The 14204-nt window shown below is 72.0% G+C and carries 14 protein-coding genes; 3 read left to right on the top strand and 11 right to left on the bottom strand.

Annotated features, from left to right (window positions below; genetic code table 11):
* Nucleotides 1–43: 43 nt before the first annotated feature.
* The 6 genes from IE262_RS04465 to IE262_RS04440 form a co-directional block, all read right to left on the bottom strand.
* A complete protein-coding gene (locus IE262_RS04465) occupies nt 44–1060 on the bottom strand; it encodes a hemolysin family protein (protein ID WP_189871374.1) in 1017 nt (338 codons plus the stop codon).
* Complete coding sequence (locus tag IE262_RS04460; RefSeq protein WP_189871372.1) at nt 1057–2424, bottom strand: hemolysin family protein; 1368 nt, start codon at nt 2422–2424, stop codon at nt 1057–1059. The genes IE262_RS04465 and IE262_RS04460 overlap by 4 nt, the downstream gene beginning before the upstream one ends.
* A gap of 217 nt (nt 2425–2641) precedes the next feature.
* Nucleotides 2642–3076: a GNAT family N-acetyltransferase gene (locus IE262_RS04455; protein WP_189871370.1), complete on the bottom strand. Its 435-nt coding sequence runs from the start codon at nt 3074–3076 to the stop codon at nt 2642–2644.
* Nucleotides 3077–3153: 77 nt separating this feature from the next.
* Nucleotides 3154–4035, bottom strand: coding sequence for an LLM class F420-dependent oxidoreductase (locus IE262_RS04450; RefSeq protein WP_189871368.1), 882 nt, complete (start codon nt 4033–4035; stop codon nt 3154–3156).
* 46 nt (nt 4036–4081) lie between these two features.
* On the bottom strand, nt 4082–6649 hold the full coding sequence (locus IE262_RS04445) for an FtsX-like permease family protein (protein ID WP_189871366.1): 2568 nt from the start codon (nt 6647–6649) through the stop codon (nt 4082–4084).
* 4 nt (nt 6650–6653) lie between these two features.
* Nucleotides 6654–7517 carry an ABC transporter ATP-binding protein gene (locus tag IE262_RS04440; RefSeq protein WP_229877087.1) on the bottom strand — a complete coding sequence of 288 codons (864 nt, stop codon included), beginning with the start codon at nt 7515–7517 and terminating at the stop codon, nt 6654–6656.
* A gap of 229 nt (nt 7518–7746) precedes the next feature.
* Here IE262_RS04440 and IE262_RS04435 point away from each other — a divergent pair, with 229 nt between their 5' ends.
* Together IE262_RS04435 and IE262_RS04430 are read left to right on the top strand one after the other, a co-directional pair.
* On the top strand, nt 7747–8019 hold the full coding sequence (locus IE262_RS04435) for a toxin-antitoxin system HicB family antitoxin (protein ID WP_134031214.1): 273 nt from the start codon (nt 7747–7749) through the stop codon (nt 8017–8019).
* 4 nt (nt 8020–8023) lie between these two features.
* A complete protein-coding gene (locus IE262_RS04430; protein WP_189871364.1) occupies nt 8024–8398 on the top strand; it encodes a fic family toxin-antitoxin system, toxin component in 375 nt (124 codons plus the stop codon).
* 89 nt (nt 8399–8487) lie between these two features.
* On the opposite strand, the gene bioD is transcribed toward IE262_RS04430, so the two are convergent.
* The 3 genes from bioD to bioB are packed head-to-tail and all read right to left on the bottom strand — an operon-like array spanning nt 8488 to nt 11714.
* A complete protein-coding gene (bioD, locus tag IE262_RS04425; protein ID WP_189871362.1) occupies nt 8488–9276 on the bottom strand; it encodes a dethiobiotin synthase in 789 nt (262 codons plus the stop codon).
* Nucleotide 9277: 1 nt separating this feature from the next.
* Nucleotides 9278–10558, bottom strand: a complete 1281-nt coding sequence (locus IE262_RS04420; protein WP_134031205.1) for an adenosylmethionine--8-amino-7-oxononanoate transaminase — start codon at nt 10556–10558, stop codon at nt 9278–9280.
* On the bottom strand, nt 10551–11714 hold the full coding sequence (bioB, locus tag IE262_RS04415) for a biotin synthase BioB (RefSeq protein ID WP_134031202.1): 1164 nt from the start codon (nt 11712–11714) through the stop codon (nt 10551–10553). The genes IE262_RS04420 and bioB overlap by 8 nt, the downstream gene beginning before the upstream one ends.
* Before the next feature lie 167 nt (nt 11715–11881).
* On the opposite strand from bioB, the gene IE262_RS04410 reads away from it, so the two are divergent.
* On the top strand, nt 11882–13009 hold the full coding sequence (locus tag IE262_RS04410) for an 8-amino-7-oxononanoate synthase (protein WP_189871360.1): 1128 nt from the start codon (nt 11882–11884) through the stop codon (nt 13007–13009).
* A 41-nt stretch (nt 13010–13050) separates the two neighbouring features.
* Here the strand turns inward: IE262_RS04410 and IE262_RS04405 are convergent, their stop codons facing one another.
* Nucleotides 13051–13281 carry a DUF397 domain-containing protein gene (locus tag IE262_RS04405; protein ID WP_189871358.1) on the bottom strand — a complete coding sequence of 77 codons (231 nt, stop codon included), beginning with the start codon at nt 13279–13281 and terminating at the stop codon, nt 13051–13053.
* A 9-nt stretch (nt 13282–13290) separates the two neighbouring features.
* On the bottom strand, nt 13291–14151 hold the full coding sequence (locus IE262_RS04400) for a helix-turn-helix domain-containing protein (protein ID WP_189871356.1): 861 nt from the start codon (nt 14149–14151) through the stop codon (nt 13291–13293).
* Nucleotides 14152–14204 lie beyond the last annotated feature (53 nt).

Raw genomic sequence — 14204 nt, 5'->3', positions numbered from 1 at the left:
ACATACCCAGTGGTCGGTCGGCCTTCGTGGCCCGACGCGGGACTCAGACGGCCGACTGCCCGAACAGCTCCCGCAGCACGTCCTCCATGGTCACCAGCCCCGCGAGCCGTCCGTCCGAGCCCAGCACGGCCGCCAGGTGCGTACGGCTGCGCCGCATCGCGGTCAGTACGTCGTCGAGCGGTGCCGTCTCCCGGACCCGGGCGATCTGCCGCATGTCCTTCACCGGGAAGGGCACGTCACGCGGCGCCGCGTCCAGCGCGTCCTTCACATGCAGGTAGCCGACGATGCGGCGCCCCTCGTCCACCACGGGGAACCGGGAGAAGCCGGTCTCGGCGGAGAGTCGCTCCAGCTCCTCGGGGCAGACCCCCACGCGCGCGTAGACGACGCGTTCCAGTGGCAGGGCGACGTCCCGGACGGCCGTGCGGCCGAGTTCCAGCGCGTCGTGCAGCCGCTCCTGCGCGCGGTCGTCGATGAGTCCCGCCTCACTTGAGTCCTGGACGAGACGGGCGAGCTCGGCGTCCGAGAAGGTCGCGGTCACCTCGTCCTTCGTCTCGATCCGCAGCAGCTTCAGCAGCGCGTTCGCGAAGGCGTTGACCGTGAAGATCACCGGACGCAGCGCCCGCGCCAGCGCCACCAGCGGCGGCCCCAGCAGCAGCGCGCTGCGCACCGGTTCCGCGAGCGCGACGTTCTTCGGCACCATCTCGCCGAGCAGCATGTGCAGATACGTGGCCAGGGTCAGCGCGATCACGAACGACACCGCGTGCCCGGCACCCGGCGAGACGCCGACCGCGTGGAACACCGGCTCCAGCAGATGCGCGATCGCGGGCTCCGCCACCACACCCAGGACCAACGTGCACAGGGTGATGCCGAGCTGTGCGGCCGCCATCAGCGCCGACACGTGCTGCAGACCCCACAGCACGCTGCGGGCCCGCCGGTCGCCTTCGTCGGCATGCGGTTCGACCTGGCTGCGGCGCACGGAGATGAGCGCGAACTCGGCGCCGACGAAGAAGGCGTTGACGACCAGCGTCGCGAGACCGATCAGCACCTGCACGGCGGTCATCGCTGCGCCTCCTCGTCGGCGAGACCGCCGGGGTCGTCGGGGTCGCCGGGGTCTTCGGTCAGGAGCGGCTCGTGCATCAGTACCCGAGCGGCCCGGTGCCCCGAGGCGTCCACCACGTCGAGCCGCCACCCGGCGACCTCGACGGTGTCGCCGACAGCCGGTATGCGGCCCAGTTCGGTCGCGACGAGACCCGCGAGCGTCTCGTACGGCCCGCCCGGCACCCGCAGCCCCACGCGCACGAGCTGGTCGGTACGCGCCGAGCCGTCGGCCGAGTACAGCGCGCGGCCGTCGACGTCGGTGCCCGCCGATGCCAGGTCGGGCGATTCGTGCGGGTCGTGCTCGTCGCGGACCTCGCCGACGACCTCCTCGACGATGTCCTCCAGGGTGACGACGCCGGCGGTGCCGCCGTACTCGTCGATGACGACCGCCATCGTGCGCTTGCCGCCCAGCCGGTCCAGGAGCCGGTCCACGGTGAGCGTCTCCGGAACGAACAGCGGCTCGCGCAGCAGCTCGCCCACGAAGACGTGGAGACGGCGCTCGGCGGGCACGGCCAGACAGTCCTTGATGTGGACCGTGCCGACGACCGAGTCGAGGCTGTCGCGGTAGACCGGGAAGCGGGACAGGCCGGTGGCCCGGGTCGCGTTGGCCACGTCCTCGCAGGTCGCCTGGGCGTCCAGGGCGATGACCTGGACGCGCGGGGTCATCACGTTCTCCGCGGTCAGGTCGGCGAGGTTCAGCGTGCGCACGAACAACTCCGCGGTGTCCGCCTCCAGGGCGCCCTCCCGGGCGGAGTGCCGGGCGAGAGCGGCCAGTTCCTGGGGGCCGCGCGCCGAGGCCAGCTCCTCGGCGGGCTCGATGCCGAGGCGGCGCACAAGACGGTTCGCCGTGTTGTTGAGGTGCGTGATGAAGGGGCGGAACGCGGCACTGAACCAGCGCTGCGGGTTCGCCACGTGCCTCGCCACGGCGAGTGGCGACGAGATCGCCCAGTTCTTGGGCACCAGCTCGCCCACCACCATCAGGAAGACGGTCGACAGGCCCGTGCCGATGACCAGCGCGACCGTGCCCGACGCGGAGCTCGGCACGCCCAGGAACTCAAGGGGCCCCGCGATCAGCCGGGCGATGGACGGCTCGGCGAGCATGCCGACCACCAGGTTGGTGACGGTGATGCCGAGCTGGGCCCCGGAGAGCTGGAACGTCAGGTTCCGTACGGCCTTGAGGGCGCCCTGCGCGCCCCGCACGCCCCGCTCTGCGGCTCGCTCCAGCTCACTGCGTTCGACCGTGGTCAGCGAGAACTCGGCGGCGACGAAGGCGCCGCAGACGAGGCACAGCAGCACCGCCACCAGGAGGAGGAGCACCTCGGTCATCGGTTCGCCCCCGTCATGTGATCAGGCAGGGGAGAGCCGTTCGCGCGACGTCGCGGGCCGTGCGGACCGGAGGGCCGAGTACTGGGAGGCTCGCCCATGAGAGGACGCTCACAACCTTTCGGTACGGATTGGGGTGGTTCACCCATGGTAAAAGGACGGGCAAAGTCACTCGCTCCGGTCAGTCCGCCTCAGGCCGTGTCAGGCCGTATCGGCGGCGTCACGCTGTTTCGTTGCCGAGCGGCTTCACCCACCGCCGCCACTTCTCCTCGGGCGCGTACCCCGCGGCACGCCACGCATGATGCGCGGTTTCGTTCCGCTGGAGCACCATCGCGTCCCCGCGCCGCCCGCCGAGCCGTACGAACCGCTCCTCCGCGGCGGCCAGCAGTGCCGAGCCGATGCCCAGGCGGCGGCGGTCCGGGTGCACCGCGAGCCGGTACAGATGGCAGCGCCAGCCGTCGAAGCCCGCGATCACCGTGCCCACCAGCTCGCCGTCCGTCTCGGCGAGGACGAGCGCCTCGGGATCGCGGGCGAGAAGCCGCTCCACGCCCTCCCGGTCGTCGCTGATGCTCGTGCCCTCCGCGGCCACCTTCCAGAAGGCCAGCACGGTGTCGAGGTCGTCGGGCGCGGCGGCCCGTATGCGCAGGTCGGTCATGCGGTGATCCCATCAGCCCGTGCCGCACCGCACCCGGAATTCCAGGATCCGGACACCGCCCGCGGCAGAGCGGGGCCTCACTCGCCGCGCAGGGCGTCGATGACGGGCGCGAACACCTCCATGTTCGGCTCCAGCACCGTCAGATACGAGATCCCGTACCGCTCGCGCTGCGCACGCACCTGGTCGACGATCTCCTTCAGCGTCCCCACCAGCACGATCGGCAGCTGAAGGACCTGCTCCTCGCTGAGGTGCGGGATGCGGGGCAGCCACTCCTGGACGGCCGCGCTCCGGTCGTCCGTGACGACGACCACCTGGAGGAGCAGATTGAGCTCGGCCGGTTCCTTCCGGCCGGCGGCCAGCTCCTCGTACCGGGCGACGCGCTCGTCGAGTTCCTCGGCCGTGATCGGCTGCAGCATGCCGCCGGGCAGCGTCCGGGCGCCCGTGAACGCCGCGATGTCCGCGTGCTCGGCGGTGAGCCGCAGCATCCGGTCGCCGTTGGCGCCGACCAGGAGCGGCACACCGGGCTGCTGTACGGGCCGGGGCTGGAACTCGTCCGAGCCGAGGAGCCGGTCCAGTTCCTCGATCGTGTGCCGCAGATGGTCGACGCGCTCGCCCGGCGAACCCCACGGAAGGCCGGCGCTCACATGCTCCGCCTCCACGTAACCGGTGCCGAGCCCGAGTTCGAGCCGGCCGTCCGTCAACGCGTCCGTGGTGGCCACCTCGCGGGCCAGCAGCGCCGGGTTCCAGAACCCCGCGTTGAGCACGAACGTGCCGAGGCGCGGCCGATCGGTCGCCTCGGCCGCCGCGACCAGGGCGGGGAACGGGGCCGGCATGCCGAGGTGGTCGGGGACCAGGATCACGTCGTACCCGAGCTCCTCGGCCCGGCGGCACTTCGCGCGCCACTCCCCGGCGGTCGTGGATTGCAGCAGGTTGACCCCGAAGCGGAACGGCCGTGGCATGAACTCTCCTCATCCTCAAGGGACTTGAGTGCGCCTGGCGAGTACATCACTCGTGCGCGATGGCCGCCAGTACGTTCATCCGGGAGGCGCGCAGCGCGGGCAGCAGCGCCGCCACGATGCCCACCACGGCCGACCCTACGACGACCGCGACGACCGTGCCCCAGGGGATCGCCAGCGCCTTCATGCCCTGCAACGCCAGCACCTGCTGGGTGCACACGCCCCAGACCAGCCCCAGCGCCAGCCCGAGGACCGCGCCGAACACGGCGATCACCACCGACTCCAGCCGGATCATCCGCCGCAGCTGCCGCCGGGCGAGCCCGATCGCGCGCAGCAGTCCGATCTCGCGGGTGCGCTCGACCACCGACAGGGCGAGGGTGTTGACCACCCCGAGCACCGCGATGACGATCGCGAGGCCGAGCAGCGCGTACACCAGGTAGAGCAGCACCGCGATCTGGTCGCGGACCAGCTTCTTGTAGTCGGCCTGGTCGCGGACCTGCACCTGGGGATACGGGTCGAGGGTCTTCTCCAGCCGGGAGCGGAGCTGGTCGGCGGTGGTTCCGGGGGCGGCGTTCACGTAGAGCGCCGAGTCCTGCCCGCCCGGCACGTACGTCTCGATGGTCCCGAAGCCGAAGTACAGCCCGCCCTGCGTTCCGAAGCCGTCGCCGGTGCCCTGGTCGGTGAGGGCGGCCACCTTCAGGTCCGCCTTCCGGCCGCCCGGGAACTCCACCGGGACGGTGCTGCCGATCCTCACGCCGTGGTCCTTGGCGAACTTCCTGTCCACGGCGAGGGAGCCGTCCGCGAGCGCGGCGGCGGTGTCGCCCTCGGCGTACGTGATGTGGGCGACCTCGTCGAGCCGGGGGTCGTAGGCGGCGGCCGTGGTCTCGATCCGCTCGCCGTCCGGCGTCCGTACCGCGACCGGTGAGAACCGCTGCCGCACGACCAGTCCGGCGCCGTCCGTGGCGCGGATCCTGTCGGTGACCTCCCGCGGGAACGGCTGGAAGTTCTGGTTCTGGACGATGAAGTCGGCGCCCAGGGTTCTGTCGATCTGGTCGTCGAACGACTCGGTCATGGAGGCACTGGCCACGGACATCCCGCCGACCAGCGCGAGCCCCACCATCAGCGCGGCCGCGGTGGCGCCCGTACGCCGCGGGTTGCGCAGGGCGTTGCGCCGGCTCATCCGCCCGATGGAGCCGAACAGCGCGGGGAAGCCCGCGCCCAGTACCCGGATCACCGGCCGCACCAGCAGCGGGCCCGCGGTCACGGCCGCGACGAGCGTCAGGACCACCCCGAGGCCCAGCAGCGAGGCCGCCGACGCGGTCCGGGTGGCGACGGCGCACCCCACGAGCGCGGCGGCACCGGCCGCGCCGACGACCGAACCGACCACCGCGCGCAGCTTGAGGGGCCGTCCCACACCGGCGATCTCGGCGTCCGCGAGCGCGGCCATCGGCGAGACGCCCGCCGCGCGCCGCGCCGGGAGGTACGCCGCGACGAAGGTGACGCCGACGCCCACGGCATACGCCGAGACGGGAGTGGCCCAGCCGATCACGATCTCCGTGGACTTGAGGTTCATGCCGAGGGCGCCCATGAGCCCGATCAGCCCGAAGGCCAGCCCGATGCCCGCGGCGAGCCCCAGCGTCGAGCCGACCAGGCCGAGCAGCGTCGCCTCGGTGAGCACGGACCGGCGCACCTGCCGCCGGTCGGCGCCGAGCGCCCGCAACAGGCCCAGTTCGCGGGTGCGCTGGGCGATCAGCATCGAGAAGGTGTTGACGATCAGGAAGACGCCGACGAGCACGGCGATCCCGGCGAAGCCGAGCATGACGTACTTGATGACGTCGAGGAAGCCGCCGAGGGAGGCCGCGGACGACTCGGCCTGCTCGTCGGCGGTCTGGTACTGGTACGTGGTGCGCCCGAGCTCGGCGGCGATGCGCTGCTTGACCACCGTGTCGCTGACCCCGGGCGCGGCGGTCACCGAGATCCCGGTGGCGGCGTCGGGCGAACCGAGCAGCTCGGTCTGCGCCGTCGGGGTGTCGAGGAACACCAGGGCGGCGCCGGGGTTGGTGGTGGTGAAGGTGGCGATCCCGACGACCTTCACCTTGAAGGAGCCCGGCTGGGCGAGCACCGTCAGGGTGTCGCCGATCCTCACGTTCTTCTTCTGCGCGGTGTCCGCGTCGAGGAGCGCCTGACCGCCCCCCTCGGGCGCGTGTCCCGAGGTCAGCTTCACCGGGCTGCGATCGGTGACGTACCAGTTGGTGGCGATGGTGGGGGCGCCCGTCGTCGGCCCGACCGACTCGTTGTGGCGGTCCACGACGGTGATGTTCTCCACGGAGGCGTCGACATGGGTGTCCGCGACGCCGTCGATCTCGGCGATCCGCTGTGCGAGCGACGCGGGCACCGTCGGCGTCGCACCCGACGGGATCTGTGACTCCAGGTCCTCCTTGGGGGTCACGGTCACGTCGGCCGACGTGGAGGCGAACAGCCGGTCGAAGGTCCGGCCGACCGTGTCCGAGAAGATCAGGCTGCCCGAGACGAAGGCCACGGACAGCAGGACGGCCAGCGCGGACAGCAGCAGCCGGCCCTTGTGCGCGAGGAAGCTCCGGAGCGTCGCCTTGAGCACGGCCTCAGTCCTTGTCGGGGGAGCCTTCGGGGGACTTTTCCGGGATCACGTCGGGCTGTGCGCCCCCGTCGCGGCGTGCGTGTGCCGGGGTGCCGGTTCCTCCGGTGAACAGGCGCATACGCTCCAGCACCGCCTCCGCCGTGGGGCGCCGCATCTCGTCCACGATGCGCCCGTCCGCCAGGAAGAGCACCAGGTCGGAGTGGGCGGCGGCGCCGGGGTCGTGGGTGACCATCACGACGGTCTGGCCGAGGTGGTCGACCGCCTGGCGCAGAAAGCCGAGCACTTCGAGGCCGGACCGTGAGTCGAGGTTGCCGGTCGGCTCGTCGGCGAAGATCAGCTCGGGGCGCGAGGCGAGCGCCCGGGCGCAGGCCACGCGCTGCTGCTGGCCGCCGGACAACTGAGCGGGCCGGTGCTTCAGGCGGGCGCGCAGCCCGAGGGTGTCGATGACCTCGTCCAGCCACTTCTGGTCGGGCTTCTGGCCCGCGATGTCCATCGGCAGCGTGATGTTCTCGGCCGCGTTGAGCGTCGGTATCAGGTTGAACGACTGGAACATGAACCCGATCCGGTCCCGCCGGAGCCGGGTCAACTCGCGCTCCTTCAGCCCCGTTATCTCGGTGTCGCCGAGCCAGACCTGACCGGCCGAGACGGTGTCGAGCCCCGCCAGGCAGTGCATCAACGTGGACTTGCCCGAGCCGGACGGGCCCATGACGGCGGTGAAACGGCCGCGCGCGATGTCCACGTCCACCGCGTCGAGGGCGAGCACGGTCGTCTCGCCCGAGCCGTACGCCTTCGTCAGTCCCCGCGCGCGGGCGGCGATCCCGTCGGCCTCCGCGTGGCCGGGGGCGTGCTCCGGAGCAGCTGTGGGCAAGGCGGCCTCCCTTGGTCGGACCAGGACGACTCCGGTTTTCCGGGACGGACCCCGGTCTCCCCGGCCGAGCGTAGTGTGATCCAGTGCACACTCGGTATCCTCCCGAAGGCCCAGACGCCCTCCCCCGCAGGTCGGTTCCCCGATGCGCATGTAAGGGACACCCAGTGCGGCCTCCGGGGCGGCGCCCGGCCCTCTTGCTCTGCTAGCGCTCTGGCGCTAGCTTCGAGGTATGGCCAAGACCCAGCTGAACGTACGGGTGGACGAGGACACGGCCCGCGCCGCCCGGGAGCGAGCCCTGGAGCGCGGGATGAGCGTCAACCGCTACATCGAGGAGCTGGTGAGACAGGACACCGGCGAGGTGGGACACACCTTCGTGGAGGCCGCCGCCGACTTCATGAAGCAGTACGAGACCGTCTTCGCCGAGGAATTCGAGGCGGGTGCCCCCGATCGGGCGAAGCCCGGAGTGCGGGACCAACGCGAAGGTCGCCGAGGACAGCTCTGAACCCTTGAGTGATCTCCGCATCGACCTCGCCTGGCTCCTGATGGTCGCCGAGCAGAAGACACCCGGGGACCCCGAGGTCACCGACTGGGGCGCCCTCGTCGCCGCCGTCGCCCGGCACCAGGCCGAGATCTTCGACGTCCCTGTCTACGACACTCCGCACGCCCGCGCCGCCGCACTGCTCCAGCTCCTCCTTCACGTCCCGGCCCTGGAGCGCTCCAACGCGCTGTTCGCCTCCGCCGTCGCGTACGCCTACCTCGTCGCCAGCGGCGTGAAGGTCATCACCTCACCCGTGCAGGTACGGGACCTGGCCAGACTGGTGAAGAGCGGCGAGGCGACGCTGCGGGACATAGCGGACGAGCTCCGGAGGTGGAGCGCCTAGGGGCCGGGCCTCCGCGCCGTACCGAGCACGCGGTACGAGGTCGGCACACGCGAGACCGGCGAGCAGCTCGCCGCGGTGGGGCCCAGCGGTTACCGCGATGGTCCCTCACCGCCCGGCTCACCCGTCGCGACGGGGGCCCGCGTCCCTTCCCGGCCACACCACTGGACGGCTTCCCGTGCCGTGAAGGCCTCCGCCTCCCACGTTCCGCCCAGGCGGGGCGCGAGCCAACGCGGCGCGCCCGCCCGGAAGTCGGCCGGGTCGGACGCTCCCGTCCCCGCCGGCACCGCACCCAGCAGCGGTGCTCCCGCCACCACCGGCAGGTCCGTGAGGTTGCACCGGGACGCCAGGTCCGGCTCGGCGGGCCAGCTGCCGATCACCAGGCCGGCCAGGCCGATCCCACGGCGTCGGAGTTCACGCGCCGTCAGCTCGGTCGTGTTCAGCGTGCCGAGCCCCGCCGGGGCGACGACCAGCACGGGCGCGTCCAGCAGCCGGGCCGCGTCCGCCAGGGTGCCGCCCGCCTCGTCGAACCGTACGAGCAGGCCGCCCGCGCCCTCGACCAGCACCAGGTCATGGTCCACGGCGAGCTTGGCCGCGGCCTCGGCCACCCCCTCGGGCCGGACCGGAGGAAGACCGGCCCGCCGGGCGGCCGTCGCCGGGGCCAACGGCTCGGGATAGCGGGCCAGTTCCAGCGTCGTCACGGTGCCCGCGAGCCGGGCCACCTCGCCGGCGTCACCACGCTCGTCCGGCCGTACCCCGGTCTGCGCGGGCTTGAGCACGGCAACGGAGCGCCCGGCCGCGACGGCCACCGCGGCGACGGCGGCGGTGGTGACCGTCTTCCCGACCTCCGTGCCCGTCCCCGTGATCACCAGTACCGGCATGTCAGCCCTCCCGCGCCGCCGCGCACACCGCGCGCGCGATCCGTGCCACGTCCGCGTCGCCGGTCACGTACGGCGGCATCGTGTAGACGAGGTCGCGGAACGGCCGCAGCCAGACGCCCTCCCGCACGGCCGCCCGCGTCGCCGCCCGCATGTCCACCTCGTGGTCGAGCTGTACGACGCCGATGGCTCCGAGGACGCGGACGTCCCGGACGCCCTCGGTCCGAGCCGCCGGGGCGAGCCCCTCCCTCAGGCCCGCCTCGATCCGTTTCACCTCGGTCTGCCAGTCCTGTCCGAGGAGCAGATCGATCGAGGCGCACGCCACGGCCGCCGCCAGCGGGTTGCCCATGAAGGTCGGCCCGTGCGCGAGCACCGGCACCTCGCCCCGCGAGATCCCCTCGGCCACCCGCCCGGTGCACAGCGTCGCCGCCATCGTCAGGTAGCCGCCGGTCAGCGCCTTGCCCACGCACATCACATCCGGTGTCACTCCCGCGTGCCCGGCCGCGAACAGCGCGCCCGTGCGCCCGAACCCGGTGGCGATCTCGTCGAACACCAGCAGCACGTCATGCGCGTCGCACGCCTCACGCAGCACCCGCAGATACGCGGGGGAGTGGAACCGCATTCCGCCCGCCCCCTGCACCACCGGCTCCACGATCACCGCGGCCAGCTCGTCCGCGTGACGCCCGACCAGCTCGCGCAGATGCTCGGCGTACGACTCCTCGTACGCGGCCGGGGGCGGGTCCGCGAACACCTGCCGGGGCAGCACGCCCTGCCACAGCTCGTGCATCCCGCCCTCGGGGTCGCACACGGACATCGGCTGCCAGGTGTCGCCGTGGTAGCCGCCGCGCCAGGTCAGCAGCCGCCGCTTGGCCGGACGGCCCAGGGAACGCCAGTACTGCAGGCACATCTTGACCGCGACCTCGACCGACACCGAGCCCGAGTCGGCCAGGAAGACATGCTCCAGGCCCTCGGGTGAGATGTCGACGAGGCGTTTGGCCAGCCGGACGGCGGGCTCGTGGGTGAGCCCGCCGAACATCACATGGCTCATCCGCGCCAGCTGCTCGCGTGCCGCCTCGTTGAGCACCGGGTGGTTGTAGCCGTGGATGGCCGACCACCAGGACGACATCCCGTCCACCAGCTCGCCCGACCCGTCGGCCAGCCGCAGCCGCACGCCGCTCGCCGACTCCACGACGAGCGGCTCCTGCCGGCCGGGCATCGGGCCGTACGGGTGCCAGACGTGCCGCCGGTCGAGGGCCAGCAACTCCGCTACGGGCAGGTCAGGCATTGGGCGCGAGATCCGTTCCGGCACCCCGGCGGCGTACGGCCACCAGGTCCGTACGGGCCTGGCCGACCGGGGCCGCGGGGGCGGAATCGCACACCCCCGGGGACCCGCAGCCGCCGTCGCTCGCGTGCGAGCCGCACCCGCCCCCGTCGGGAGCCCGGTGCTCCGGCAGCGTCACCTGGCCGGTGCCCTCCACCTCGAACCCGGCGTCCGCGATCATCTCCAGGTCGGCCTTGCCCGCCTGGCCCTCGGTGGTCAGGTAGTCGCCGAGGAAGATCGAGTTGGCCAGGTGCAGGGCCAGGGGCTGCATGGTGCGCAGATGGACCTCGCGGCCGCCCGCGATCCGCACCTCGACGTCCGGGCAGACGAACCGCACCATCGCCAGGATCCTCAGGCACCGCTGCGGGGTGAGGTTCCACTCCTTGGCCAGCGGCGTGCCCTCGACCGGGATCAGGAAGTTGACCGGCACCGAGTCCGGGTCCAGCTCACGCAGCGAGAAGACGACGTCCACCAGGTCCTCGTCGCTCTCGCCCATGCCCGCGATCAGCCCGGAGCAGGCGGACAGACCGGCCGCGTGCGCCTTGTGCACGGTGTCGACGCGGTCGGCGTAGGTGTGCGTGGTGGTGATGTCGCCGTAGGTGGCCTCGGAGGTGTTGAGGTTGTGGTTGTAGGCGTCCGCGCCCGCCTGGCGCAGCCGCTCGGCCTGGCCGTCGGAGAGCAGGCCGAGGCACGCGCACACCTCGACGCCCTCGTTCTGGTCCTTGATCGCCCTGATGGTGTCGGAGACCCGGTCCACGTCCCGGTCCGTCGGGCCCCGGCCGCTGGCCACCAGGCAGACCCGCTTGGCGCCACCGGCCAAACCGGCTGCCGCCGCCCTGGACGCCTCGTCGGGCTTGAGCCACGTGTACTTGAGGATGCCCGTGGTGGAGCCGAGCCGCTGGGAGCAGTAGGAGCAGTCCTCCGGGCACAGCCCGGACTTGAGGTTGACCAGGTAGTTGAGCTTGACCCGGCGGCCGAACCAGTGCCGGCGCACCTTGCCGGCAGCCGCCACCACGTCGAGCAGGTCGTCATCGGACGTGGCCAGTACGGCCAGCGCTTCCTCGCGGGTCGGCAGCTCGCGCCGAAGCCCCTTGTCCACCAGCGTCGTCAGCAGGTCCATGAGAGCCGATCCTGGCGTACGCGGGCACTTGGGGCCAAGGAGGATTCGCACAACAGAGACGCTGCGACGTGTAGGTATGGCCACATCCTGTACCTCCCCGGGGTCGCTTAGGGTCTGTGCACTGCCTACAAAGACGTCGTCAGACGTCACGCACGCTCGGAGGAACCATGGCGTTCGGCTGGATCGACGAGCAGGCGGACGCGCGCCGCCGCGCGGGACTGCTGCGGACCCTGCGCCCACGCTCCGCCGACTCGCCGCTGCTGGACCTCGCGAGCAACGACTACCTGGGCCTCGCCCGGCACCCCGAGGTCATCGAGGGTGCCGCCGAGGCCGCGCGGCGGTGGGGCGGCGGCGCCACCGGGTCCCGGCTCGTCACCGGCACGACCGAACTGCACGGCGAGCTGGAGCGCGAGCTGGCCGGCTTCTGCGGCTTCGAGGCGGCCCTGGTGTTCTCCTCCGGGTACGCGGCCAATCTCGCCGCGGTCACCGCGCTGGCCCCGCACGGCTCGCTGATCGTCTCGGACGCGGGCAACCACGCCTCACTCATCGACGGGTGCCGGCTGGCCCGGGGTGCCACCCAGGTGGTCGCGCACGCCGACCCGGAGGCCGTCCGCAAGGTGCTCGCCAGTGACAGCGGGACGGCGGTGGTCGTCTCCGACACGGTGTTCTCGGTGGACGGCGACGCTGCCCCGCTGGGTGAACTGGCCCATGCCTGCCGGGAGTTCGGGGCGGGGCTGCTCGTGGACGACGCGCACGGGCTGGGCGTGCTGGGTGAGGGGGGCCGGGGTGCCCCGTACGCGGTGGGGCTCGCGGGTGCGCCGGACGTCGTCGCGACCGTCACGCTGTCCAAGTCGCTGGGCAGTCAGGGCGGCGCCGTCCTGGGCCCGGCGCGGGTGATCGACCACCTGGTCAACACGGCCCGCACCTTCATCTTCGACACCGGTCTGGCACCCGCCGCGACCGGCGCCGCCCTCGCGGCGCTGCGGCTGCTGTGCCGGGAGCCGGAACGCGCCGCGCGGGCGCGCGAGGTGGCGACACGGCTCCACACACGGCTGACGGCGTCGGGCCTGGAAGCGGTGCGGCCCGACGCCGCCGTTGTGTCGGTGTGCGCGCCGACCCCCGAACGGGCGGTGCGGTGGGCGGCGGACTGCCGCGCGGCCGGTCTCGCCGTCGGCTGCTTCCGCCCACCGTCCGTGCCCGACGGCGTCTCAAGGCTGCGGCTGACCGCCCGTGCGGACCTCACCGACGGGCAACTCGACCGAGCGGTATGGGTGATCGGCGAGACCAGACCGTGAGTCGGCGTGACACGGCCGTGCGTCGCGATCGACGGAAATGATCAACGAAGCGCTGTGATGAACTCCTCCCATGCCTCGGGAGGGAACAGCAGCGCGGGCCCTGCGGTGTTCTTCGAGTCACGCACGGCGACCAGTCCGGCCCAGGGGCCGGGGCCCGGACGGGCCGTCTCGACGCAGTTGTTCATTCCGGTGCTGCGGCTGCTGCGCAGCCAACGCACGTCCTGCAGTTCGGTACTTGAGGGGATGTTCCGAGGCAGTGGGGGGGTGAACATGGTGCCTCCTTACGCGCCGGCGGCTATCCCGGCGATGTAATCCAACGATTCCTCGGGCGAAAGGGCGTGGATCTGAAGGGCGTTGAAGGCCTCGACATACGCCTTGAGTTCTTCTTTCCGCTCCAGGTAGTGGCTACTCGTCAAGTTGTCGAGAACCACCACATCCAGATCAGATGCGCTCGAAAATGAAAAGATTACGAACGGCCCGGTGACGCCGACGTGTGCCCCGGCAGTGAAGGGCAGTACCTGGAGCCGCACTTGGGGAAGCGTGGCCGCCTCGCACAACTGTCGCAACTGCCGCGCCATCACCGCCGGGCCGCCGATCTCCCGGCGCAGCACGGCCTCGTCCAGCAGCGCGTTCAACTTCAGCGGAGGATCGGCGCGCAGCACGTCCTGCCGGGCGATGCGCACCTCCACCAGTGCGTCCAGTTTGTCCTCCGGCACCCCCTTCACCGCGGCGCGGGTCACCGCGCGGGCGTAGTCGGGTGTCTGGAGCAGGCCCGGCACCACCGAGGTCTCCAGTGTGCGCATGCCGCTGGCCTCGGATTCCAGGCTGATGAAGTCGCGGTACGCCGCCGGCAGCACCCCGCGGTAGGCGTGCCACCATTTCTGCCGCCCGCCGCCGTCCTCGCCGCCCGCGAGGATCAGCAGCAGTTCCCGTAACTCGGCGTCCCGGACGTCGTACGCGTCGAGCAGACGGCACACGTCGGCGGGTTTCACTCCGCTGGAGCCGGTCTCGATGCGGCTCACCTTCGACTGGTGCCAGCCGACGAGGCGCGCCGCCTCGATGCTGGTGAGGCCGACGCGGGTGCGCAGGTCGCGCAGTTCAGTGCCGAGCTTGCGTCGGCGCACCGCAGGACCGTACTGCATGGGTCGTCTCCTTCCGCCCGGCCGAGGTGTCGGGGTAACCGGTAGAGGATGGA

The sequence above is a fragment of the Streptomyces bluensis genome, from assembly GCF_014650715.1.
Taxonomy (GTDB): domain Bacteria; phylum Actinomycetota; class Actinomycetes; order Streptomycetales; family Streptomycetaceae; genus Streptomyces; species Streptomyces bluensis.
Note: the sequence above shows the minus strand (reverse complement) of the source record. Positions and strands in the feature narration are given on the sequence as shown.

Coding starts and splice junctions, on each gene's coding strand:
- IE262_RS04465 (WP_189871374.1), bottom strand. CDS start 1,060: ATGACCGCCGTGCAGGTGCTGATCGGTCTCGCGACGCTGGTCGTCAAC.
- IE262_RS04460 (WP_189871372.1), bottom strand. CDS start 2,424: ATGACCGAGGTGCTCCTCCTCCTGGTGGCGGTGCTGCTGTGCCTCGTC.
- IE262_RS04455 (WP_189871370.1), bottom strand. CDS start 3,076: ATGACCGACCTGCGCATACGGGCCGCCGCGCCCGACGACCTCGACACC.
- IE262_RS04450 (WP_189871368.1), bottom strand. CDS start 4,035: ATGCCACGGCCGTTCCGCTTCGGGGTCAACCTGCTGCAATCCACGACC.
- IE262_RS04435 (WP_134031214.1), top strand. CDS start 7,747: ATGGCCAAGACCCAGCTGAACGTACGGGTGGACGAGGACACGGCCCGC.
- bioD (WP_189871362.1), bottom strand. CDS start 9,276: ATGCCGGTACTGGTGATCACGGGGACGGGCACGGAGGTCGGGAAGACG.
- IE262_RS04420 (WP_134031205.1), bottom strand. CDS start 10,558: ATGCCTGACCTGCCCGTAGCGGAGTTGCTGGCCCTCGACCGGCGGCAC.
- bioB (WP_134031202.1), bottom strand. CDS start 11,714: ATGGACCTGCTGACGACGCTGGTGGACAAGGGGCTTCGGCGCGAGCTG.
- IE262_RS04410 (WP_189871360.1), top strand. CDS start 11,882: ATGGCGTTCGGCTGGATCGACGAGCAGGCGGACGCGCGCCGCCGCGCG.
- IE262_RS04405 (WP_189871358.1), bottom strand. CDS start 13,281: ATGTTCACCCCCCCACTGCCTCGGAACATCCCCTCAAGTACCGAACTG.
- IE262_RS04400 (WP_189871356.1), bottom strand. CDS start 14,151: ATGCAGTACGGTCCTGCGGTGCGCCGACGCAAGCTCGGCACTGAACTG.